Origin of the sequence: Paraburkholderia fungorum (genome assembly GCF_902833645.1) — a bacterium.
GTDB classification, from domain to species: Bacteria; Pseudomonadota; Gammaproteobacteria; order Burkholderiales; family Burkholderiaceae; genus Paraburkholderia; species Paraburkholderia fungorum.
In genome coordinates this window covers 41,908-63,378 of the sequence record NZ_CADFGE010000013.1, presented here as the reverse complement: position 1 = coordinate 63,378, position 21,471 = coordinate 41,908, and the positions used below count along the sequence as shown (strand labels likewise).

The window sequence follows — 21,471 nt, the reverse complement described above, 5'->3', positions numbered from 1 at the left end:
TGGGAGGCTGTCATGTCAGGCTCCGATGATGCATCCGCGACCCAGGTCTGGCACCTCAGGCGGAACTGCGCGATCTCGCCGCGGCAGTTCGTAATTTTTTACTGTTCGCTCGTTACGGTGTCGCTTGCGATCGCGACTTTCTGGGCGGTGCTCGGTGCCTGGGCCGTTCTTCCGTTCGCGGGACTCGACCTCGTGTGTGTCGGCGCGGCCTTTGTCGTTTATGCGAGGCACGCCACGGATTACGAGCGGGTAGAGATTTCGGCCGGGAAAGTTGTCATCGAAGCGGTCAACGGCGATCGCGTGATGCATCTGGAGCTGCACCCGCGATGGATCAGAGTGAACCTGCAGGACAGGCCGCGAGCAAAGATCGAGATCAGCAGTCCGGATAGAACGGTTGTGGTGGGCACACATGTGCCGGTCCATCTGAGGGCGTCGATTGCGAACGAGATGCGCCGCAGCATTTCGCGCTGGGGCTGAAAACCACCCGGAGTGTCCGTCACACCATTCATCTGGAGTTCCGCCATGAGCACCGCCGCCCACGACCCCATCGCCGGACATGACCACGGGCATCCGCTGCCACACGGCTGGCGGCGCTGGCTGCTGGCGACCAACCATAAAGACATCGGCACGATGTATCTGCTGTTCTCGTTCGTCATGTTCCTGTCGGGCGGTGTCATGGCGCTGGCAATCCGCGCTGAACTGTTCGAGCCGGGTCTGCAACTGATGAGGCCGGAATTCTTCAACCAGCTCACGACGATGCACGGCATCGAGATGATCTTCGGTGCCATCATGCCGGCGTTTGTCGGGTTCGCGAACTGGATGATTCCGCTGCAGATCGGGGCGTCGGATATGGCGTTCGCGCGCATGAACAATCTGAGTTTCTGGCTGTTGCCGGTCGCCGCCCTGATGCTGACCGCAACGTTCTTTTTACCCGGAGGCGCGCCGGCAGGCGGATGGACGATGTATGCGCCGCTGTCCGAGCAGTTCGGGCCGGGCATGGATCTGGCAATTTTCGCGATTCACCTGATGGGCGCGTCATCGATCATGGGGGGTATCAACATCATTGTGACTATCCTGAACATGCGCGCGCCTGGCCTGACGCTCATGAAGATGCCCATGTTCTGCTGGACCTGGCTGATCACCGCTTTCCTGCTGATCGCCGTGATGCCGGTGCTTGCGGGGGCTGTCACGATGATTCTGTTCGACCGCCATTTCGGAACGTCGTTTTTCAGCGCTGCAGGCGGCGGCGACCCGGTCATGTATCAGCACATCTTCTGGTTCTTCGGGCACCCGGAGGTCTACATCATGATCCTGCCGGCATTCGGAATCGTGTCGCAGGTGATCCCGGCGTTTTCCCGCAAGCCCCTTTTCGGCTATGCATCGATGGTGTATGCCACGGCGTCGATCGCGATACTGTCGTTCATGGTCTGGGCGCATCACATGTTCGTGACCGGGATGCCTGTGACAGGACAGCTTTTCTTCATGTACGCGACGCTGCTGATCGCGGTGCCGACCGGCGTGAAGGTCTTCAACTGGGTGGCTACGATGTGGCGCGGCTCACTGTCTTTCGAGACGCCGATGCTGTTCGCGGTGGGCTTTCTTTTCGTGTTCACGTTTGGCGGCCTGACCGGGCTGATGCTTGCATTGGCGCCCCTCGATATCCAGTACCACGGCACCTATTTCGTCGTTGCCCATTTCCACTACGTGCTGGTGGCGGGTTCGCTGTTCGGGCTGTTCGCGGGTTGGTATTACTGGTCCCCGAAGTGGACCGGACGGATGTACAACGAGACCCGTGGACAGATTCACTTCTGGATTTCGATGATCGCGTTTAACGTCACATTTTTCCCGATGCATTTTCTCGGGCTCGCTGGCATGCCCCGGCGCTACGCGGATTACCCGGCACAATTCACCGACTGGAATCAGGTGGCCACCATCGGTGCGTTCGCTTTCGGGCTGGTCCAGGTGTACTTCCTGTTCGCAATTGCGTTGCCGGTCTATCGTCGCGAAGAAACTTTGCAGGCCGCAGGAGACAAACCGTGGGACGGTGCGCAAGGGCTGGAATGGTCAGTTCCGAGCCCCGCGCCTTTTCATACATTTGAAGTGCCGCCACAGGTTTTTTAGGGTAACAGCTACACCTTTCGAGGAGCGTATTCAATGACGGCATCCATTCCAGGTTTTCAACGTGTTGGGCACGACGTCGCGATCGGTGGTCAGCCTTCGTCTGATCACCTTGCACAATTGAAGCAGGAAGGTTTTCTTTCGATTGTCAATCTCCGTCCGACTTTTGAACAGGCAGGCTTCGACGAGCAGGCGGAGGCCATACGTGGCGGTCTGAATTATTTTCACATTCCCATTGTGGACGCTGACTCCCTCACGCCCGGCGCTGTCAACGTGCTGGACGGAATTCTCGCCGATCCCGTCAACTTGCCGGTAGTCGTCCATTGCGGTTCCGGCAATCGCGTTGGTGCGTTGTTTGCGCTGCGCGCCGCATGGCTGAAAGGAGCAGACCTGCACGAGGCTCTCCGTATCGGACGGGATCATGGGCTCACGAGGCTGGAGGACGATGTCCGACGGATTCTTTCGACATAGGTGTTGTCAGGTAGGCGTTGTTGGCCGGCGGGCATTCATGTGGCATGTCCTGTCCGGCGTTCTAACAGGCTGAAAAGAGCCATTCCGCCGAGCATGGCGAGCACGAAGATCCATGCTTTCGACTGTCCGCTGCCTGCCGCGACAATCGCAGGACCCGGACAGAATCCCGCCAGTCCCCATCCGGCTCCGAACAGCAGACTTCCGCCGATCAGCCGGACGCTCACCTGCGTCGCCATGGGCAGTTCCATCGGCGCATCCAGAAAGCTGCGGCTGCGTCGACGTGCCACGGCGAAGGCCACGATTGCGACGCATATCGCGCCAGCCATAACGAATGCGAGCGACGGGTCCCATCGCCCGGTAATGTCGAGGAATCCAAGTACTTTTGCTGGATTCGCCATGCCGGAAATGATCAGACCGAGACCGAATACCAGGCCACCTAACAACGCGTTGAGTACGAGCATGTCAGCTCCCGACGAGGTGGCGAACCACGAACACGGTCATGAATCCAGCCACCATGAAGCTGATGGTCGCGACCATGGAGCGCATTGAGCCGCGCGAGATGCCACATACACCGTGACCGCTCGTACAACCCGATGCGTAGCGTGTGCCCAGCCCCACCAGGAACCCCGCGACTGCCAGTGTGGCAGGCGGTGCATCGATCTGTATCGCGGGCAAGGGTGCAGTCAGGCGGAACAGCCACGGTGCGGCAAGCAGCCCGACGACAAACGCCAGCCGCCAGCCGGAATCAGAGAATCTGCCCGTCAGCAGATTTCCAACAATACCGCTGATACCCGCGATACGTCCGTTTCCGAGGACCAGAAGTGCAGCGGAGCTGCCGATGATCAGTCCGCCCGCCAGGGCCGAACCCGGGGTGAAAGCGGCAAAATCAATGTTCATGGAAGTCATGCTCCGATGTAAAAGCCGTTGTACAGGTCCGCCGAGCTACGATCTCAGCGGGGGGTGCCGTCTGCAATTATCGCCGGTACTCGGGTAGCCGTACGCGCAAGGCAGCTACGGCGCACCGTTCGAGTTGCTTGCGTCGCGGGGAGGCATTCAGTACCGGTTCAGACCTCTGGCAAGTGGATCGCTCTTTTCCATTTTCGAAAGGAGATCATTGAGGGCGCTCTGTATTAATTCCTCTTCTGTGGGGTGATAGAAGGGCATCTCGAGAAGTCCGGCGACCGTCTCGCCGCGTTGGATCGCCCATGCGAGCAGGTGTGCAAGATGTTCCCCGCCCACCGATAACACGGCGGCCCCAAGCAGCCTGCCGCTAGCCGGATCCGCGTAGAGGCGCACCAGATTGTCTTCATGCCCGGCTATTTTTGATCGGCCGTTGCCGCTGCCCCGGGCTTCGCCGATCAGGGCGTGTGCTGGCAGGCGATCGAACCTGCAGCCAATCGAGGCGATATCGGGATCCGTGAACGCAATGGACAGCGGTACGCGGCGACGCCAGGCAGTTGGAGCGGCATGGCGCGCCGCGTTCCATCCGGCAATACTGCCTTCGTCGGCCGCTTCGTGCTGCAGTTCCCGCGTGCCACTGACATCGCCAGCGAGGTAAATGCAGAGTCGCCGATACGCATCGTTGTCACGTCCACTGTAACCGTTCCATCTGCGCAGACGCTTATGCCAGCTGTTTCCCGTCCCATCGTGGAGAGGGCGAAGCAACGACGTAATTCATTGCTGTTTGTCAACGTAGGCCATGAATCCATATTTTTCAAAGATTGCAAGTGCCTGTGGTGATCGGATGAACTGCAGCCATCGACGAGCCGCCTGCGGATGGGGGGCGTGTGCTAACCTGGCACCCGCGTAAATCGCCGTCGTGTTCTGTGCGGCCGGAATATCGACATGACTAACAGGATTCGCCACCTGCTCCTGAAACATGGCTTCCGATTTCCATGTAACACCCGCCTGTACCTTTCCCTGCATGATCCACAGCGGCGTTTGCCGGTGGTGGATATGCGTCAGCATCGTCGTCCCGTTCGTCACTTTTGCGTCGTAGACGGACTGTACCAAGGCATCGCCACCCGCCTTCGCGAGCGAAGCCTTGATCTGACGTGCGATGCCTTCAAATTCGGGATTTGGCATGGCGAGCCGCACTTCCGGCTCGCCGAGATCGGCTAGATCCGTGATGTGTGCAGGGTTGTCTTTCGGCACCATGATCGTGAGCGTATTCGTCACATAAGGCACGGCGGGCGCCGTCAGTGTGCCAAGGCCGATCTGTTTCTGAACCGCTTTGAGTCCGGCAAGATAGACATCGGGCTTGACGGTCCACGTCATGTTGCCGACGGTAACCGTACCACCATTGGCCATCTGCTTGACGAGCAAACCAGGCGGGATGGTCTCCCAATAGACGTGGCCGCGATACTGCGGATATCTACCTTCAAACGCATGGACCAGCGGCGCCATTGCGAAGAAGTAATTTCCGCCCACGAACAGGACGAGTTCTGGATGGATGGGGTCTCCATGGAAATCGGCAAGATTGTCCGCATCGGGTTCTGTAAATTCAAAGCCGCGTCTGATCGCGTCGTTGTTCTCGCCGTGCTGCCAAGGTGGCGAAACGCCCAGTGAGGAGGAAGCGGGCGAAGTTGCGCCAGTACCGGCCGCATCGGCTGCCGGCGCGAACTGCACGCAAAGTGCAGTAAGCAGGGCAGCCAGCAATGTCCTGTCGATTGTCGTCATGAAATGATGCCTTGATTGATAAAGATGGATTTGAAAGGGTTCAGAGTGGCATGAGCACATAGCCTTGCGACTCGAGCGTGGTCACTGTGGTCAGTCCGGAAAGTGCCAGCGTGACGTCGTTTGCGATCCATCCGTAGTCGAAGTGATGTTCGGCAACGGCCTGTCCGCATACGGACACGGTCACACCGGCCTTCTTCAGTGCTTCGATGAGCGGGAGGTTCGGATTCGCCATGCCGTAGGCCTCGCGGTAATGCGCGTCGTCAAGTGCTAGCGGCGTGGCAGCACCGTACGCTACGGCGACGAATTTCAGGTGCGAGAGAGGCACACCGGCGGCGGTGTACAGGTTGACCGTGCGGGCAACGTGGTCGAGCGCCGGGTTCACGTCGCCCGGTGCTTTTGCTGCCTGGGTCAGAGCGAACACAATCCTGTAGCTGTGGTGTGCGTCGGGCCTGAATGAAGCGTTCGGCAGATAGTGAATCGGGCCGTAACCCTGAATTGTCGGAGTAGTCCAGAATCCGGCTGGTTCACTCCCTGCAGCGAACGCCGCGGTCGTGCAGCCGGCAAGCAGTACGGCGGCGGCAATGCGTTTGAGCGTGTTCATTACATGCACTCCTTTTGAAAACTCGATGGTTTGACAGCGGGAAAATGAGAGAGGAGCGGTTCATAACCGGACGCGTCCGACATCACGAAGTGTCCGGGTTTGAATGTGTGTCCCTGCACGAAGCCCTTTGAGTCAAGCAGTTCGCCTGCTTCGCGCAGCATCGCCGGGTTTCCACACATCATGATGCGGTCACAGGAACTGGAAAACGGGTCCAGGCGCAGGCGGGTAAAGAGGGCGCCGCTCCTGATCAGTGCCGTGACACGGCCTGAGTTCGGAAATGGCTCTCGCGTGACGGTGGGGTAATAGATTAGTTGCCGACGGACAAAATCACCGATGTCGGGAAGCGTCGGCAACACCGTCATGATGTCGTCGCGATATGCAAGCTCGCGCACTCTTCGGCACGTATGTACGAGCACCACGCGCTCGAAGCGGCGATACACATCAGGATCCCGTATCACGCTCATGAATGGAGCGATTCCCGCGCCACTGGCAATGAGCCAAAGCGTATGGCCAGGCAGCAGCGCGTCGAGAGTAAGTGTGCCGCTCGCGTGAACGTCTACGAGCACTTCGTCTTCGGGCACCAGATGTTCGAGTCTCCTCTTGTGTCCTTCCGTCGGCGTTCGCGTGCACAGAAACTCGAGCTCGTTGCAATCGGACGGACTGACGATGCCATACCGACCTGATAGACGCTGGTTGTACTTCGCACTCCTGATGCGAACAAACTGGCCGCTCTCAAACTCGAACGCCGCGCTGCGACTGCACGTGAGACTGAACAGCGTATCGGTCCACCAGTGCAGGGAGTGGATAACCTGACGATTGAAATCGGACATGGTGCTTTAGCGACTTTGCAGTGATATCTCATCTACGAGTCTACGAAAGCGGCGTGAATGTTAAAAATATCTACTTCATATGCTTTCCATGCCTTTCTGATATGGATGAGACAAAGTACGAATCAAGGATTTTTCCATATCAAATTAGCATGGATTTGATCGCATATCGGTATTGGAGTTATGACTTAGGCTCCGTCAATCTTTGTTACGTACGATGACAACCTGCTCTTCCTGTCGGCTCGCATGTTTGAACCGACCACTGATCTGCTCCCGTCTGGCGCACGGGCTGACAGCTGCGGCGCCACGCGACCGATTTCGCGAGAACCCACAATGAAAACAAAGCGATTGATGCACACGGATATCAGGCTTTACTTCGCTGTTGCTGCGATGGTCGCCGCAACGGCGATATTACTGATGCAGGGCGCAGCCTATGCCGACGAAACGGCCAGGCCAGCCGCACGCGCAGCCTCCATTGCGCATGCGGGCACGCCATCAGGCATTCCTGCGTGCGCCGCGTGCCATGGCGCAGTGGGCGAGGGTAATGCTGCAGTGGGATACCCGCGTCTCGCAGGGCTTCCCGGAGACTATCTCGCGCAGCAGCTGGCCAACTTTTCCAGCGGCGCGCGCAGCAACCCAATGATGAACCCAGTCGCGAAGCTACTCGATGCCAGCGACCGCGCTGCGCTCGCTGCGTTCTATACGTCGCAGCCTTCCTCAGGACCAGGGCGGAGAACGGACCAGACTGCCGTTGCTGCTGAGCATGGAACAGGGGAACAGATTGCGCTGCATGGCAAATGGAGCGAAGGCGTGCCCGCGTGCGTCTCGTGTCATGGCAGTCAGGGTAGTGGTGTGGGCGCGGATTTTCCCGCACTAGCCGGCCAGTCGTCCATTTACATCCGTAACCAGTTCGCTGCATGGAAAAGCGGGACCCGCCCGCCCGGCCCGCTCGGACTGATGGCTTCCATCGCCAGCAGACTGAGCAACAGCGAAGTCGACGCGGTCGCCGACTACTTTGCCGCACTGCCCGCCGCTTCGCGAGGGAATACGCCATGAATACACGCATTGCCATTGGATCAATTGCAGCTGTGCTGGCCATTGCGGGAGGCGCGGTCCTGCTCGCCGGGCTCGACCAGCCGCGTCCCATCACGGTGAAAGCGGCGACGCCCGCTGGTGCGTCTGCGTCGATCGTTTCGACGGCTGCTGCGCCGGCTCCTGCGGGCAAAAAAATGTTCGTGCCCGCGAATCGTGCAATTCCAGACAACGACTTCGGCAAGGTCGTGGCGCAGGGCCAACGCATCTTCAACGATCCGGCGCGTTACGCGGCTGGTTACGTAGGCAACCAGCTACGCTGCGCGAGCTGTCATCTGGATCAGGGGCGCAAGGAAGGCGCTGCGCCGATGTGGGCCGCGTACCTTGCGTATCCCGCGTACAGGTCCAAAAATCATCACGTCAATACGTTCGCCGAGCGTCTGCAGGGTTGCTTCCGCTACAGCATGAACGGCAAGGCGCCGCCACTTGGCGACCCCGTTCTCGTTGCGCTGGAAACCTATTCGTACTGGCTCGCGCAGGGTGCGCCACTTGACCCGAAGCTTCCTGGGCGCGGCTTTCCCGCGCTCGCGAAGCCCGCGCAGACGCCGGACTTTCACCGTGGAGAAAAGATTTATGCAGCCCGCTGTGCGCTTTGCCATGGAGCCAACGGTAATGGCCAGAATGCCGGCGACGGCACGCCCGCATTCCCGGCGCTATGGGGCGATCACTCATACAACTGGGGAGCCGGCATGGCAAGCGTGAAGAACGCTGCGGAGTTTATCCATGCCAATATGCCGCTGGGCGCGGGGGGTACCCTCAGTAACCAGGACGCGTGGGATGTGGCGATGTTCGTCGATAGTCAGGAGCGTCCTCAGGATCCACGATACACCGGCTCGGTTGCAGGCACGCGCGCGCAGTTCCACGACTCACCGCAGTCGATGTATGGCAAGACGGTCGAGGGTTATCAGCTCGGTAGCCATGCGACACCAAACGGCGGGACGCTGCGCGGCAAGGAGGGACTGTGAGTACCGGCTATCTGGATCCGCATTCAGACGCCGCGTCCGCCAAAGAGACGATCCATCCGTTTCCCGGAACGCACGTTCGGGCCCGGGCGCGTACTGAAGCCGGCCTCGTGCTCGCACATGGCTACGCTGCCATTGCCACGCTGATCATCTCGGCGATTTTCGGCACCGCGGTTGCGATCAAATTCGTTGCACCGGATTTTCTTGGCACCGAACCGTGGGCAACGTGGGGTCTGCTGCGCTACAACCACACGCAGGGCATCATGTTCGGGTGGCTTGGTAACGCGTTTCTATGTTTTACCTATTACGCGACGCCGCGCCTCGCGGGCCGAAGTGTCACGGGCAAAGGGCTTGGCTGGCTGCTTTTCGTCCTCTGGAACTTTGGCATGGTGCTGCCGGGCTGGGCACTTGTCGAAGCAAACCTGCCGCAGTGGCTCCTCGCAATCAAGCCGCTTGAGTGGACGGAGTTTCCCCTTGCCATCAACGCGGTGACAGAACTCTGTCTCGCACTGATGCTCGTGCAGTTTGCGTTGCCAATCGTGCGTGGCCCCGAGCGAGACCAGCTTTATATTTCCGCATGGTATCTGCTCGGAGGGGTGGTTTTTACGCTGCTCGCGTTCCCGATGGGCAGCCTCGTCCCCGAGTTCGCCCCCGGCGCGATTGGCGCTGCGTTCAGCGGGCTCTGGATTCACGATGCGGTCGGCCTCTTTGTCACCCCGTTCGCGCTGGCCATTACGTACTACGTCATCCCGGCCGCAACGGGCCGCCCGGTGTATAGCCACTTCGTCTCAATGCTGGGCTTCTGGGTACTGTTCTTCATCTATCCGATGAACGGTACGCACCATTACGTCTACTCCGCCATCCCGATGGACACCCAGCGTGCGGCCATCGCCGCGTCCGTGCTGCTCGGCTTCGACGTAATCCTTGTGGTGTTCAACCAGCTCATGTCGTTGCGTGGCGCGCGCGGCGTCATGTGGCGCGATGTGCCGCTGCGCTTCGCCTGGGTCGGGGTCGTGTTTTATCTCCTTGTCAGCGTTCAGGGCTCCGTACAGGCACTCATGCCGGTGCAGCGCGTGATTCATTTCACCGACTGGGTCATCGGCCACTCGCATCTCGCCATGCTGGGCTTCGCGACGTTCGTTTCCATGGCCGGTATCCTGCACGCCTGGCAGCGCACGCCCGGCGCGCGCTATCACGACGGGCTCGCCAATGCAGGTTTCTGGCTGCTGCTTACGGGTCTCGTGCTGATGGTGGGCGACCTGACCATCGCCGGACTCGTGCAGGGTAACCTGTGGGCGCAAAGCGTGCCGTGGATGGACTCAGTGCGTGCCTCGATGCCTTACTGGTGGATCCGCGTGGTTTCTGCCGTGCCGGTGCTCGCCGGCTTTGGCCTTGTCGCCGCCGCGATGCTGTGCGGTCCGTTGGTGAGTGAGGGCAGGGCGCACGAGCCAGTGTCGGGCAATGGGGAGGCTGTGCGATGAGCCCGCCTGTGTTTCGCCGCCACTGGTTCGGCGCCAGTCAGGCGGTCATGTTCATTGCGGGTATTTGCTTTTTCGCCGCCTCGGTGATTCTCCTCGGTGTGCTTCCGGGTCTCAGGCTTGAACGTGCGATCCGCAACGATGCGCCCGTCACGCTCAGCGCCTATACACAGGCACAACTGCACGGACGCTCGCTCTATGCGACGCAAGGTTGTGCCTATTGCCATTCGCAGCAGGTGCGCAACACGGTTGAGGACGTCCGCCGCTGGGGTCCTCCCACCGAAGCCTGGGAGACACGTTACGACGCCCCGCAGCTTTGGGGTACGCGCCGGATCGGTCCGGACCTGGCGCGTGAGACCGGCGTGCGCAGCAAGGACTGGCAACTCGCGCATCTGTACGACCCGCGGCTCGTCGTGCCGGGATCGGTCATGCCCGGTTATCCATGGCTCTTTGAGCATAGTGCCGCGCGTCCGACGCGCGATGCGCTCGATCTTGTCGCGTATCTCGACACGCTCGGCGCCGCGCGGCGCGAGGCGGGCTGCAAGGCGCGGCTACCATCAACAGTGGGCGGTACGATGCCGGTGATGAGTGACGAGGTGGCGATTGCCAGTGCCTCGCTCGATGCCGATCCATCGCGCACACAACCGGTCCGGCCCGGCTCGGTCGACGCGTCGAGCCAGATGCGTGTGCTGCCGGCAGGCGATGCAATGCGCGGCAGCGTCCTCTTTGGCCAATCGTGTGCGGGCTGCCATGGCGCGCGTGGTGACGGCCGCTCGGCAGCAGCAGCGGCCTTGCGGCCAGGACCGGCGGACTTGACGCAGTTCGCCTATTCGGACGCTGCGCTGCACACCATTCTTGAGAACGGCGTGAGCGGTTCGTCGATGCCCGCGTGGCGCGATCTGAGCGACCAGCAGATGGCCGACCTTATCGCGTGGCTGCACACGATCGGCCCTTCGATCGACAGATCCGCGGTCGCGCCGGCAGCATTGGCGCTCGGCGCGCAACTCTATGCGAACGACTGTGCGGTGTGTCATGGGGTGAACGGGCGTGGAGATGGACCGATGGCAGCGCTGATCCGGCCCATGCCGTACGACTTTCTGCACGTCCGTCCCTCGACGCAAGCCGTTGACCGTGCGCTGCGCGAAGGCATTCCTGGCAGTGCCATGCCGTCGTTCCCGAACTTCACTACGGCAGACCGCGAGGCACTCGCGAACTTTGTCGGCTCGCTCTACCGTGACGGCGCGGCCGGATCGCCCGCAGCACCAGCCGCACCGCATTGACGAAGGGGTTTACCATGTTTGCCGTGATTGTCTGGACACTTTGCGTGCTTGTCGGCCTTGCGCTTGCCGCCTGGGCGTTATCGCCCAGCTACCGGCAACGCATGGAGTGGCCAAAGTATCGCTTTCTGGAACTTGAGCGCGAGCTTGATGTGCGCGACGATGCGCACGCCGGTTCGCCCGAAAAAAACACACTGAGTCCGGATTAAAAGTACGCCGCCAGTGTTAGCTATTGAGGGGCACGTTTCGGGGTTGATGCAGCCCCCTGCACGCCTCATTTTGCGGCAGTTCGACGGAGCGAATCCCGGGAGCATATATCGCTGCCGTCGATTGGCCTGCCTGTCGCTCAATCCGCTTCTGCTTTCAAGGGAGATAAATCATGAAACTTGCGACGCGTTCGGCCGTTGCCCTCTGCCTTTCACTCGCGTGCGGTTATGCCGCCGCTCAGTCCACACTCCACGTGTATGGCCCAGGTGGTCCGGCGCCCGCGATGAAGGAAGCCGCTGCGGCGTTCGAAAAGCAGACTGGCACGCACGTAGAAGTGACTGCGGGCCCGACGCCTGCCTGGATCGATCACGCGCGTGCCAATGCCGACCTCATCTTCAGCGGCTCCGAAACGATGATGTCGGATTTCGTGGTTGCGATGGGTGACCAGCTGACGCCCGAGTCGCCCACGCCGCTGTATCTGCGCCCCATGTCGATCCTCGTGCGCCCGGGCAATCCGCATCACATCCACGGTCTCGCGGATGTGCTCAAGCCTGGCGTGAAAGTGCTCGTCGTCAATGGTGCAGGCCAGAACGGCGTCTGGGAGGACGTGGCGGGGCGCCTTGGCGACATCCGGACCGTGACGGCCCTGCGCCGCAACATCGTCAGTTATGCCGGCAACAGCGCGCTTGCGCGACAGACCTGGATATCGCAGTCCGACATCGACGTGTGGCTCATCTGGAATATCTGGCAGGTTTCGAATCCGTCGCTCGCGGACACGGTGCCAATCGAGCAGCGCTATGCGATCTATCGTGACGCGGGTATTGCAGTAACGAAGCGCGGCGCCGACAATCCTGCATCCGGGCAGTTCGCTGAGTTCCTGAAATCGCCCCAAGGTGCAACTATTTTTGGCCGCTGGGGCTGGACGACCGGCCTCCCAGGCAATGATGCCGTCAAACCGGACTAGGAAGCGGATGTCGCGACCGTCCTGAGCCATGCCAATGAACTTTACCCACCTGCTCGCTTTCTATGAAGTTGCGTGCGCCGGCAGCGTCAGTGCCGGTGCCGAACGGTTGCACGTGAGCCAGCCCGCCGTCACCCGCGAAATTCGCGAGCTCGAAGACCGCACGGGGGTGATCCTGTTTGACCGCCTTCCGCGTGGCGTGGCGCTGACCGAAGCGGGCAGCGTGCTATTCGAGTACGCGGAGCGCATCTTCTCGCTAGCAAAAGGTGCCGAAAATGAACTCAAGGAAATCGCGGGGCTTGGCGCGGGCCACATAGTGATCGGCGCGAGCGGTACGCTTGGCGTCTATCTTGTACCGGACCTGATCGCGCGCTTCAACGCGAGCTACCCGCGCGTGGGCATAGACCTGACTGTGGCCAATACTGAGCGGGTCGAAACCGGGCTCGTGAACCTCAAATTCACGCTCGGTTTTATCGAGGGACCATTCGACGAAGCGGTCCTGCATTCACACCGGATCGGGTCCGACGAAATTGCCGTGGTGGCTGCGGCTGCCCATCCGCTGGCGGGCAGACGCCTGAAGGCGGCCGACCTCACCGATCAGGCAGTCATTATGCGCGAGCCTGGCTCGGGTACACGTGCGATCGTTGAGGAAGCCTACGCCGGCCTGGGCCTGGGGATCGAGCCGTTGATGTCCGTTAGCGACACGGAAGCGATCAAGCGTATGCTGCTCGCCCAGCACGCGCTTGCTTACGTGTCGCTGCTGAGCGTGCAAAGCGAGCTACGTCGGGGTGAGCTGACCGTCATTCCGGTGGCTGATCTGCGAATCGAACGTCCACTGCACATGGTCTGGACGAGAGGCCGTTCGCTTTCGCCCAGCAGTCAGGCTCTGTTCGATCTGGTCGTGGCAACGACGGAAGCGAAACGCAAGCCCGCAAAAAATCGCAACGCGAAAGCAGCGGTGGGATGATGACAACGGCGCGACCTGCAGAGCGCACGACTACGTAACGATGGCAGGCTACGTCCGTCGATTGGATCGTTGAAGTGCTCGACTCGTATATCCGCAACAACGTCAACTGTCGGCTGTTCGCCAATTCGCTACGAGCAGGTCAACGCGCCGCTGCCTTCATGAGCCTGTTGTGCTCAAGCACAACTCGATGGGCGTGAACCGCACGCCTATCTGAAATCCGTCCTCACGCGACTGCCGAACCACCGGGCCAGCGACGTCGCCACTCTATTGCCGCATCGTTGGCAGCCGGCGCCGCCCGTCGGATGGTCCGATTCGTCAAGACGGGTTTGCTGGCTGCTTACCATCATGTGGCTGGTGGTCGCAAACAAAATCGCTGCGGGCGATTATCGTGGCAACCGGTTTTTATCAACCCGTAATGTATCGGCGAACGCCAGGCGCGTCGGTCACTAACCTCTACTACCCGTCACGCCCGCGGCCCGCGAGAGCGTGGCGACAATGTGTTTAGCGACATCGGGATGCCTGCACACCGAAAGCGGGCTAGGATGTGACATGGTGAACAGTTTTAGTTCACGGCGATGACGCGCGATTTCGGGCGACGCTTTCTGAGCCACGCGCCCAGCTAAGACTACTGCGCGCAGGTGAGGTAGTTGATCCATTACCTCTTTCAATATTGTGGTGCCCTCTGTGATCTTCGAGCGGCTGATGGCTCGAGCAGGGCTATCCAGATCCGGCAGCCATGGATAGAGGTTCCACAAGATGGTCTGTTCACGCGCAAGGCAAGCCTGGTCGAGGAAGCGCTTCAAGTTTTTCTGAGCAGGCCCTGGGTTGTCACGTGAAACAAATCGCGGCCATGAGCTGTCCCTGGCCGGAGACTCCAACAAAATCAGGATGGACGCATAGATCCCGCCATCCATCGGGTCGAAGTAAGGCAGTTTTCTGCCTGCCGAGCATCGGCTTTCCACCCATTCATTCAGTGCACGCACGGGCGGAGAGTATAGAAGCGCCCGACGTGCTTCAGAGATGCTCACGCGTGAGTCCTTTTCGGGCGCGAACCAAGCCCGCCGTTGATCATTGGCACCATCCTGATACATATGAGCGCTTCTGGTTAGCATCCGTTAATCCCGCAACACGAGGCACCGGATTTCGCAAATGAATTGCCACGGGATGCTGCCAGTGGAATGGTAGCAATTTATCAAGCTCACTGGCCGTCTGTGTTGGCAACCGCCGCGGCGTATCCTTGAGATGCGCATACGGACCATGCCCGTTCGTGCGCACTAATTGGATCAAGCTCATGATCGCCGCCGCCCGTTTGCCGCTGCGCAGCGGTCCTGCGAAGAGCCATTTCTTGCGACCAAGCGCCATTTCCCTTCATACTGCCCGTATCGGGCAGGAAGTCGAAGTCCGCTATCGTTGGCATCCGCTGTATCGCCGTCGCGTCACGGTTCTAGATGTGGAACTGCGCGGTGGAAGGCGCGTTGTTCATTATATGCGAGCGACGGTGACGTTACGATCATTGCAGGATGAATGCTGGATGCACCGTGTGCGTCACGCTGATTCTCGGTGAAGCCCACGTCGACGTAACGGCCCTGTGTAATCCTGATGCAGGCCGCCGGCGCCCGCGAAATTCGCGACCTCGAAGATCGCCCGGGCGTGATTCTGGTTGGCCAACGCCGGGCGACATCGCGCTGACCGAAGCGGGCAAAGTGCTGTTCGAGTAAGCGGAGCGCATCTTCGCGAGTGCGAATTGATCCGAATTGGGTCTCTTCGATAGGCGCGACGGATCTGCATAAGTCGGATTCGCTCGAATCGCTTCATTTGCACAGATGCCTGAATGCAGCAATCAGGGAGGATACTCCGTGGCCGGACAGGAACGCTGGCAGTTTACGAACGTCTCCTCGTCGGGCTCCGCTCCCGTTGGCGTTTGCGAATTTCGTCGTCGTTCAGTTTGGCGTCGTAGATCGAGCGGCTCGATATCGAGCGCGCGATGAGCGTGGCGACGATGACCGCTGCCAGCATCGGAGCAGCAAAAGACCGGTCATGACCTGTCAGCTCCCACATCAGTACGATGGTTGAAACCGGGCCTTGGGTCGTAGCGGCCAGAACAGCCGCGGCCCCGACGATGACATACATGTCCGCTGGCGTGCCCGGCAGCACCAGAGACCAGCTGTAGCCCAGCATTCCCCCCAGCAGAGCTCCGATGCTCAATGTCGGTGTAAACAGGCCCCCGGGGGCGCCACTGCCAAGGCACAGCAGCGTCGCGAGCGGCCTGAGCAGCAGGAGGACGGCCAGTGTTCCAACCGGTAGCTGATTGCGCAATGCGAGGCGCACAACATCTCGGCCGTTGCCGAGCACTTCAGGATACTTGAGCGACAGAAGTCCGATAAGCCCCAGCGCCAGTACTGGTGCAACAAGTCGTTTCCACCCTTGGGGCCGGCGGCGGTAGACGAAAGCTACCGCCTTGACGTAAGCCACCGATACGAGCCCCGCGACAACGCCGGCAATGATGGCCCAGACCAGGATGGAATGCGCACTTGCGACGTGCCCCAATGAATAGGTCGGCAGGTCCGGCACTTCAACCCACGACACTACGGTCGCGACGAGCGACGCCAGCAGTGCCGGCAAAACATAGCGCAGCGCAAGCTCACCACGCAGAACTTCCAGTGAAAAGAGGGCGCCGCCCAACGGCACACCGTAGGCGGCGGCCATGCCGGCACCCGCTCCACATGCGACGATCAACCGCCGCTGCTCATCGGACAGCCGCCCCACGTCGGACAATGCGTTACCGATGACCGCACCAGTTTGCTTCGGCGCACCTTCACGCCCGAGCGACGCGCCCATGCCCACGATCAGAATCGACAGAACTGCGCTTCCGAGTGTACGCAGCTTGGGCAGACGACCTGCAGAGAACCAGATTGCCTCAGTGATATCAATGCCATTGCCACTTGAAAGTCTGACGAGTGCCCATTGCCCGACGCCTACCACCAGACCGGCAGCGAGCAGTACCAGCACGTGGCGGATTGCGCTTGCCTGTGTAGCCGCTTGCAGCAGCGAGTCCGGGCTGCCCCACGCAATGCGCTGGACTACGCGCAACAGCCACGCAAGCGCGGCGGCGCCGATACCGGCGCCTGTGCCGGTCAGCACGATGGCGATCCAGAACCTCACCGCGCCGGGCTGATCCAGCGTCGTCGGTACCGCTTCGTGCACCGGCAACTGACCGTGATCGTCCAGGTCTTTCGTCATGAATCGTGTGCCATCTGGTCGCCCCTTGCTATTGGCGTGGTGGAAGTGGCCCGCTCGCTATTCGACGACTGGCGGAGTAGTAAAAGTATGAAATGGCGCGGGACTCGGTACGGTCCACTCCAGACCCCGCGCCCCATCCCATGGATTGTCGGCGGCCTTTTCTCCACCGCGATAGGCGGGCAGCACGACGGCGAACAGGAAATACACCTGCGCGAGTCCAAAGCCGAAGGCGCCGATCGTTGCGATCTGGTTGAAGTCGGTGAACTGGGCCGGATAATCCGCATAGCGGCGCGGCATGCCGGCAAGACCCAGAAAGTGCATGGGAAAAAACGTGATGTTGAAAAAAATCATCGATGCCCAGAAATGGATCTTGCCGCGCGTCTCGTTGTACATGTATCCCGTCCACTTGGGGGACCAGTAATACCATCCGGCGAATAGCGAAAAAAGCGATCCTGCAACCAGTACATAGTGGAAGTGGGCCACCACGTAGTAGGTCCCGTGCAGTGCAATGTCGAGCGGTGCGACGGCGAGTACGAGCCCGGAGAAACCGCCAATGGTGAACACGAAGATGAAGCCGATGGCAAACAGCATCGGTGTTTCGAACGACAGCGAACCTCTCCACATGGTTGCCACCCAGTTGAACACTTTCACACCGGTCGGAATGGCGATCAGCATTGAGGCGTACATGAAGAAGAGTTGGCCGGTCACCGGAAAACCAGCGGTGAACATGTGATGGCCCCATACCATGAACGACAGGATGGCAATGGAGGCAGTGGCATAGACCATCGAGCTATAGCCGAAAAGCGGCTTGCGAGAGAAGGTCGGAATGACCTGGGAAATGATCCCGAACGCCGGCAGTACCATGATGTACACCTCGGGATGTCCAAAGAACCACCAGATGTGCTGATAGATAACCGGGTCGCCGCCGCCCGCCGCGTTAAAGAAATCCGTGCCGAAATGTCGATCGAACAGGGTCATCGTGATGGCGCCAGCCAGCACGGGCATGACTGCAATCAGGAGGAAGGCAGTGATGAGCCACGTCCAGGCGAACATCGGCATTTTCATGAGCGTCATACCGGGCGCGCGCATGTTCAGGATCGTGACGATGATGTTGATGCCGCCCATGATGGACGACGCGCCCATCAGATGAATCGCGAAAATCGCGAAGTCCATGCCGGGTCCCATCTGTATGGACAGGGGCGCGTACAACGTCCAGCCTCCCGCAGCCGCACCGCCCGGCACAAAGAACGAGACCGTCAGCAGGATACCCGCCACCGGCAACAGCCAGAAACTGAGGTTATTCATCCGCGCGAACGCCATGTCTGATGCGCCAAGTTGCAACGGCAGCATCCAGTTCGCGTATCCCACGAAGGCCGGCATGATCGCGCCGAAGATCATTTCAATGCCGTGCATCGTGGTGAGCTGATTGAAAAACTCTGGCCGCATCAGCTGCAAACCCGGCTCAAACAGCTCGCTGCGGATCAGGAGCGCCATCACGCCGGCCGACAGGAACATGGTGAACGAGAACAGCAGGTACATCGTCCCGATGTCCTTGTGGTTGGTCGCGAACAGCCAGCGGCGCCAGCCGACCGGGCGATCATGCTCGTGGCTTTGGCCATGGCCGGCAATCGGATCAGTCAGGCTCGACATGACGCGCTCCTCAAGGTGGTGAATGGGTACTTTTAGCGACAGGTGTGCAACGAACGCCGGATCTCGGCGGCCAGCGCCGCGCGTCGGTGAATGGGTACAAAAGTGCCGATACTGACGGTCTTGTCCGCGCATCGAATCAGTACGCCGGGTCGTCCCGACACGGACAGATCGATCGACACCCAGGCCGGATTGAATTCATGCCGCTCGTAGACAAGACCGTTCCAGCATTCAACGATCAGTCGCCCGGGCATCAGGCAGATTGCCTGCGCGTCAGCTGCATGCCGGGCGTACGCGAGAAATGCAATGCCTGTACCCGCCAGGTAGACGGCACAGACCGGCGGTATGACCCACGCTCCGTGCCAGGCGCAGAAAGCGGACAGCAGTATCGAGATCAGGACAAGCGAACCATAGACGCCAGCGAACTGGGAGGGCTTTAACGCGCAGTTTCGCTTCAACGACCATCTGCGGAGCACGACCGGGGCTTCGGCGCGGTTGCTGCCTTCGTGTTCCATGGCTTGTCCCCGATCGTTTCACGCAATGGAGGTGTGCTTACGCAAGCAGATGAGCGATGGCATCACGCTCGGCCACGAGTTCCCGGACAGACAGGTCGATTTTCTCTTTTGCGAATCCGGACAGCGCGAGGGAGGCGACGCGCTCGTAGCGGCCGTTCGCGCATACTACCGGCACGCCGAACATCAAATCTTCCGGAATGCCATAGGAGCCGTCAGAGGGAATCCCCATTGAAACCCACCGGCCGTTGCTGCCGCTCACCCAGTCGCGCATCTGGTCGATGGCGGCATTCGCCGCAGAGGCGGCCGAAGAATGGCCGCGTGCTTCAATGACCGCAGTTCCGCGCTGGGCGACCGTTGGAATGAACTGTTCGCGGTTCCAGTGTTCGTCGGCGTCGTCAGGTGTCCATGCATGCCCCTCGCGCGTGACGAAGCGGTAATCGGGGAACATGGTGGGAGAGTGATTGCCCCAGACGACCATCTGGCCGAGCGCAGGCGTCTCACAGTGGAGATGCGCAGCCAGTTGCGAGACAGCGCGGTTGTGATCGAGCCTGATCATCGAAGAAAAATTGTCGGGCGACAGGTCAGGGGCTGATTTCATCGCGATGTAGGCGTTGGTGTTGGCCGGATTGCCGACGACAAGAACCTTGGCGTCGCGCGCTGCAACCGCGTTCAGCGCGCGACCCTGCGTCGTGAAGATTTCCGCGTTTGCCGCAAGCAGGTCAGCACGTTCCATGCCTCTACTCCGCGGACGCGAACCGACCAGCAGCGCATACTGGACGTCCTTGAAAGCCCGGCGCGGGTCGTCTGTGATGTCGATACCGGCGAGCAGGGGAAAGGCGCAATCTTCGAGCTCCATCACGACGCCCCTGAGTGCCGCCTGAGCCTGGGGCAGATCGAGCAGGTTCAAGGTCACGGGCTGATCCGGGCCGAGCAGGTCTCCATTTGCGATCCGGAACAGCAGCGAATAGCAGATCTGACCTGCGGCGCCAGTGATGGCGATCTTGACGGGATGCTTTTGCATGGTGACGTCCTTCGATTCAGGTTGATCGAGCGGTCGCGACTGGACCGCGCTGGTGTGTTTAATCCTGCGTGCCTGGTTTCACCAGACACGGTGCTTGGAAAAGGTTGCCGTGCCACATCCCGGTCAGCGTCCTGCTGATGACAATCAGCCAGAATCCAATCAGCGCGACGGTAAGTACCGTGCCGAACAACGCGAACGGGAAGAAATGCGTGAGACGGAACAACGTGAACGTGGCGACCGTGTACACCCCGATCGGGAATGTGAAACCCCACCATCCCATGTTGAAGGTCATCCCTTCGCGGTAGTACCGGAGCGTCAATACAACGGCGGTGATGAGCCACCAGATGCCCACTCCCCACATAAGCAGGCCCGCAAGCAGTCCGAAGTCCCGGGCCACGATGGCGACCTGCTGGAGCGGTGTGCCGCTGAACGCGAACGGCGCGGCCTGTCCAAGCAGCAGGAGCCCGAGACTGCCTGTGCCGATCGGGCCGAGGGTGAGCCATGACGAGGCGGCCATGTCACGGTGTGGCAATTTATGGAACGCAAGGCGCAGGAATACGATCGTCAGGACTGAAAAAGCGAGCGGCACTGAGATCGCCCACAGCACATAGCCTGTAGCAACGAGCAACTGCGCTGCGCTCTGCGAAAGGTGGGGCGCGAGAACGCCTGCGCTCGATGCGGTGACCTCCGGCGCCACGATCGGCAGAAGCCAGACGGCAGTCATCTGTTCGGCGGAATGCTGCTGGGTGGTGAACATGCGATACGGCACCAGACAGGCGATCAGGACCGCGAGGCCTGCGTCGAACCACCAGAGGCCATGCGCCAAGCTGAGTGCGAACGGGCCGAACAGCTCGACGCCGAAAACACTGAGTCCATTGACGACCGGAATAAGCCCCATCGGAATTGCGCCAAGAAACATCGACTGGACGGGATGGTCGAGCATGGGCCTGACCGTTTCAGGAAAGCGGATAAGGCGTGCGGCGAAAAGGATTGTAAAAAGCAGGAAGAACAGGCCATCGATCATCCATAGTGCCATGGCAAGCTGGTGCTGGCCCGGCATCTGGAACGGCAAGCCGAGGAGAACCAGGAAAACGATCCCGGTTCCCATCGTCAGGGCGAACCAGTTAGGCGTGAACTGGCGGACGATCTCGCGATGACTCGAAACGCGACTAAAAGGTAGGAAGCGCTCGCTGGCCGGCTTTTTTTGCTGATCGGTAGCCATTCATGATCTCCAGAAGAATCAACATGGGGTAGGAGAGGCTTGTTACGTTACGCCTGTGCTACAACGGGAGAATAGATATTCTTGATGTATAGTAAAAATACATATTAGATATGTTTCCCATATCAAATTCGCATGGCGAATTTCGCAACGACGAATAGCGGTTTCGGTGGGGCGCGCGACGAGCAT

The 21,471-nt window shown here is 60.2% G+C and carries 23 protein-coding genes and 2 pseudogenes; 12 read left to right on the top strand and 13 right to left on the bottom strand.

Translation table 11 applies throughout. The features are described from left to right. Window positions 1-12 precede the first annotated feature (12 nt). The 3 genes from HWX91_RS31465 to HWX91_RS31455 are packed head-to-tail and all read left to right on the top strand — an operon-like array spanning window position 13 to window position 2,589. Window positions 13-477 (top strand): DUF2244 domain-containing protein, encoded by a 465-nt coding sequence (locus HWX91_RS31465; RefSeq protein WP_028197004.1) that lies wholly within the window; start codon window positions 13-15, stop codon window positions 475-477. A 45-nt stretch (window positions 478-522) separates the two neighbouring features. Further along, window positions 523-2,121, top strand: coding sequence for a cytochrome c oxidase subunit I (ctaD, locus tag HWX91_RS31460; protein WP_028197003.1), 1,599 nt, complete (start codon window positions 523-525; stop codon window positions 2,119-2,121). 33 nt (window positions 2,122-2,154) lie between these two features. After that, on the top strand, window positions 2,155-2,589 hold the full coding sequence (locus tag HWX91_RS31455) for a protein tyrosine phosphatase family protein (protein ID WP_052660731.1): 435 nt from the start codon (window positions 2,155-2,157) through the stop codon (window positions 2,587-2,589). A 35-nt stretch (window positions 2,590-2,624) separates the two neighbouring features. Here the strand turns inward: HWX91_RS31455 and HWX91_RS31450 are convergent, their stop codons facing one another. From HWX91_RS31450 to HWX91_RS31425, 6 genes are all read right to left on the bottom strand, one after another. Continuing rightward, window positions 2,625-3,050, bottom strand: coding sequence for a YeeE/YedE family protein (locus tag HWX91_RS31450; protein WP_028197002.1), 426 nt, complete (start codon window positions 3,048-3,050; stop codon window positions 2,625-2,627). Window position 3,051: 1 nt separating this feature from the next. Further along, window positions 3,052-3,486 carry a YeeE/YedE family protein gene (locus HWX91_RS31445; protein WP_028197001.1) on the bottom strand — a complete coding sequence of 145 codons (435 nt, stop codon included), beginning with the start codon at window positions 3,484-3,486 and terminating at the stop codon, window positions 3,052-3,054. 156 nt (window positions 3,487-3,642) lie between these two features. Then, window positions 3,643-4,254 carry an NAD(P)/FAD-dependent oxidoreductase gene (locus HWX91_RS31440; RefSeq protein ID WP_028197000.1) on the bottom strand — a complete coding sequence of 204 codons (612 nt, stop codon included), beginning with the start codon at window positions 4,252-4,254 and terminating at the stop codon, window positions 3,643-3,645. A gap of 9 nt (window positions 4,255-4,263) precedes the next feature. Further along, entirely contained in the window at window positions 4,264-5,268 is a 1,005-nt protein-coding gene (locus tag HWX91_RS31435) for a substrate-binding domain-containing protein (protein ID WP_052660730.1), read from the bottom strand. A 40-nt stretch (window positions 5,269-5,308) separates the two neighbouring features. Beyond that, window positions 5,309-5,869: a DsrE family protein gene (locus HWX91_RS31430; protein WP_028196999.1), complete on the bottom strand. Its 561-nt coding sequence runs from the start codon at window positions 5,867-5,869 to the stop codon at window positions 5,309-5,311. Continuing rightward, window positions 5,869-6,450 carry a ferredoxin reductase domain-containing protein gene (locus tag HWX91_RS31425; RefSeq protein WP_244144168.1) on the bottom strand — a complete coding sequence of 194 codons (582 nt, stop codon included), beginning with the start codon at window positions 6,448-6,450 and terminating at the stop codon, window positions 5,869-5,871. The genes HWX91_RS31430 and HWX91_RS31425 overlap by 1 nt, the downstream gene beginning before the upstream one ends. 579 nt (window positions 6,451-7,029) lie before the next feature. Here HWX91_RS31425 and HWX91_RS31420 point away from each other — a divergent pair. The 8 genes and pseudogenes from HWX91_RS31420 to HWX91_RS31385 all read left to right on the top strand — a co-directional run. Beyond that, complete coding sequence (locus HWX91_RS31420) at window positions 7,030-7,752, top strand: c-type cytochrome (protein WP_208459049.1); 723 nt, start codon at window positions 7,030-7,032, stop codon at window positions 7,750-7,752. Next, window positions 7,749-8,753, top strand: coding sequence for a c-type cytochrome (locus tag HWX91_RS31415; RefSeq protein ID WP_052660729.1), 1,005 nt, complete (start codon window positions 7,749-7,751; stop codon window positions 8,751-8,753). The genes HWX91_RS31420 and HWX91_RS31415 overlap by 4 nt, the downstream gene beginning before the upstream one ends. Further along, window positions 8,750-10,231 carry a cbb3-type cytochrome c oxidase subunit I gene (locus tag HWX91_RS31410; protein ID WP_052660728.1) on the top strand — a complete coding sequence of 494 codons (1,482 nt, stop codon included), beginning with the start codon at window positions 8,750-8,752 and terminating at the stop codon, window positions 10,229-10,231. Before HWX91_RS31415 ends, HWX91_RS31410 begins: the two co-directional genes overlap by 4 nt. Next, window positions 10,228-11,508: a cbb3-type cytochrome c oxidase subunit II gene (locus tag HWX91_RS31405; protein ID WP_052660727.1), complete on the top strand. Its 1,281-nt coding sequence runs from the start codon at window positions 10,228-10,230 to the stop codon at window positions 11,506-11,508. The genes HWX91_RS31410 and HWX91_RS31405 overlap by 4 nt, the downstream gene beginning before the upstream one ends. A 14-nt stretch (window positions 11,509-11,522) precedes the next feature. Then, window positions 11,523-11,714, top strand: coding sequence for a hypothetical protein (locus HWX91_RS31400; RefSeq protein ID WP_028196996.1), 192 nt, complete (start codon window positions 11,523-11,525; stop codon window positions 11,712-11,714). Between the two features lie 170 nt (window positions 11,715-11,884). Beyond that, on the top strand, window positions 11,885-12,676 hold the full coding sequence (locus tag HWX91_RS31395) for a substrate-binding domain-containing protein (RefSeq protein WP_028196995.1): 792 nt from the start codon (window positions 11,885-11,887) through the stop codon (window positions 12,674-12,676). Between the two features lie 34 nt (window positions 12,677-12,710). Beyond that, a complete protein-coding gene (locus tag HWX91_RS31390; protein ID WP_042275123.1) occupies window positions 12,711-13,640 on the top strand; it encodes a LysR family transcriptional regulator in 930 nt (309 codons plus the stop codon). 113 nt (window positions 13,641-13,753) lie between these two features. Further along, window positions 13,754-13,928 (top strand): annotated as a pseudogene (locus HWX91_RS31385) (transposase domain-containing protein); the annotation flags it as partial. A 158-nt stretch (window positions 13,929-14,086) separates the two neighbouring features. On the opposite strand, the gene HWX91_RS31380 reads toward HWX91_RS31385, so the two are convergent. Together HWX91_RS31380 and HWX91_RS31375 are read right to left on the bottom strand one after the other, a co-directional pair. Further along, on the bottom strand, window positions 14,087-14,668 hold the full coding sequence (locus HWX91_RS31380; protein WP_158380643.1) for a uracil-DNA glycosylase: 582 nt from the start codon (window positions 14,666-14,668) through the stop codon (window positions 14,087-14,089). Window positions 14,669-14,807: 139 nt separating this feature from the next. Further along, window positions 14,808-15,008: pseudogene (locus HWX91_RS31375) on the bottom strand (transposase domain-containing protein); the annotation flags it as partial. Here HWX91_RS31375 and HWX91_RS31370 point away from each other — a divergent pair. Next, entirely contained in the window at window positions 14,932-15,204 is a 273-nt protein-coding gene (locus HWX91_RS31370; RefSeq protein ID WP_162181295.1) for a hypothetical protein, read from the top strand. The pseudogene HWX91_RS31375 and the gene HWX91_RS31370 overlap by 77 nt on opposite strands. 317 nt (window positions 15,205-15,521) lie before the next feature. On the opposite strand, the gene HWX91_RS31365 is transcribed toward HWX91_RS31370, so the two are convergent. From HWX91_RS31365 to HWX91_RS31345, 5 genes are read right to left on the bottom strand one after another with little or no spacing between them, the layout of a single operon-like run. After that, a complete protein-coding gene (locus HWX91_RS31365; RefSeq protein ID WP_052660726.1) occupies window positions 15,522-16,880 on the bottom strand; it encodes a chloride channel protein in 1,359 nt (452 codons plus the stop codon). 57 nt (window positions 16,881-16,937) lie between these two features. Beyond that, a complete protein-coding gene (gene ctaD / locus HWX91_RS31360; RefSeq protein ID WP_028196994.1) occupies window positions 16,938-18,530 on the bottom strand; it encodes a cytochrome c oxidase subunit I in 1,593 nt (530 codons plus the stop codon). Between the two features lie 32 nt (window positions 18,531-18,562). Continuing rightward, the gene (locus HWX91_RS31355) at window positions 18,563-19,042 is read right to left on the bottom strand and encodes a DUF2244 domain-containing protein (RefSeq protein ID WP_042275121.1); all 480 of its coding nucleotides are present in this window, start codon (window positions 19,040-19,042) and stop codon (window positions 18,563-18,565) included. Window positions 19,043-19,079: 37 nt separating this feature from the next. After that, window positions 19,080-20,063 (bottom strand): malate dehydrogenase, encoded by a 984-nt coding sequence (locus tag HWX91_RS31350; RefSeq protein ID WP_028196992.1) that lies wholly within the window; start codon window positions 20,061-20,063, stop codon window positions 19,080-19,082. Between the two features lie 58 nt (window positions 20,064-20,121). Continuing rightward, window positions 20,122-21,285 carry a TDT family transporter gene (locus HWX91_RS31345; protein ID WP_028196991.1) on the bottom strand — a complete coding sequence of 388 codons (1,164 nt, stop codon included), beginning with the start codon at window positions 21,283-21,285 and terminating at the stop codon, window positions 20,122-20,124. Window positions 21,286-21,471: the final 186 nt, after the last annotated feature.

Coding starts and splice junctions, on each gene's coding strand:
- HWX91_RS31445 (WP_028197001.1), bottom strand. CDS start 3,486: ATGAACATTGATTTTGCCGCTTTCACCCCGGGTTCGGCCCTGGCGGGC.
- HWX91_RS31390 (WP_042275123.1), top strand. CDS start 12,711: ATGAACTTTACCCACCTGCTCGCTTTCTATGAAGTTGCGTGCGCCGGC.
- HWX91_RS31355 (WP_042275121.1), bottom strand. CDS start 19,042: ATGGAACACGAAGGCAGCAACCGCGCCGAAGCCCCGGTCGTGCTCCGC.
- HWX91_RS31395 (WP_028196995.1), top strand. CDS start 11,885: ATGAAACTTGCGACGCGTTCGGCCGTTGCCCTCTGCCTTTCACTCGCG.
- ctaD (WP_028196994.1), bottom strand. CDS start 18,530: ATGTCGAGCCTGACTGATCCGATTGCCGGCCATGGCCAAAGCCACGAG.
- HWX91_RS31435 (WP_052660730.1), bottom strand. CDS start 5,268: ATGACGACAATCGACAGGACATTGCTGGCTGCCCTGCTTACTGCACTT.
- HWX91_RS31430 (WP_028196999.1), bottom strand. CDS start 5,869: ATGAACACGCTCAAACGCATTGCCGCCGCCGTACTGCTTGCCGGCTGC.
- HWX91_RS31365 (WP_052660726.1), bottom strand. CDS start 16,880: ATGACGAAAGACCTGGACGATCACGGTCAGTTGCCGGTGCACGAAGCG.
- ctaD (WP_028197003.1), top strand. CDS start 523: ATGAGCACCGCCGCCCACGACCCCATCGCCGGACATGACCACGGGCAT.
- HWX91_RS31420 (WP_208459049.1), top strand. CDS start 7,030: ATGAAAACAAAGCGATTGATGCACACGGATATCAGGCTTTACTTCGCT.
- HWX91_RS31345 (WP_028196991.1), bottom strand. CDS start 21,285: ATGGCTACCGATCAGCAAAAAAAGCCGGCCAGCGAGCGCTTCCTACCT.
- HWX91_RS31405 (WP_052660727.1), top strand. CDS start 10,228: ATGAGCCCGCCTGTGTTTCGCCGCCACTGGTTCGGCGCCAGTCAGGCG.
- HWX91_RS31400 (WP_028196996.1), top strand. CDS start 11,523: ATGTTTGCCGTGATTGTCTGGACACTTTGCGTGCTTGTCGGCCTTGCG.
- HWX91_RS31465 (WP_028197004.1), top strand. CDS start 13: ATGTCAGGCTCCGATGATGCATCCGCGACCCAGGTCTGGCACCTCAGG.
- HWX91_RS31350 (WP_028196992.1), bottom strand. CDS start 20,063: ATGCAAAAGCATCCCGTCAAGATCGCCATCACTGGCGCCGCAGGTCAG.
- HWX91_RS31450 (WP_028197002.1), bottom strand. CDS start 3,050: ATGCTCGTACTCAACGCGTTGTTAGGTGGCCTGGTATTCGGTCTCGGT.
- HWX91_RS31370 (WP_162181295.1), top strand. CDS start 14,932: ATGATCGCCGCCGCCCGTTTGCCGCTGCGCAGCGGTCCTGCGAAGAGC.
- HWX91_RS31455 (WP_052660731.1), top strand. CDS start 2,155: ATGACGGCATCCATTCCAGGTTTTCAACGTGTTGGGCACGACGTCGCG.
- HWX91_RS31415 (WP_052660729.1), top strand. CDS start 7,749: ATGAATACACGCATTGCCATTGGATCAATTGCAGCTGTGCTGGCCATT.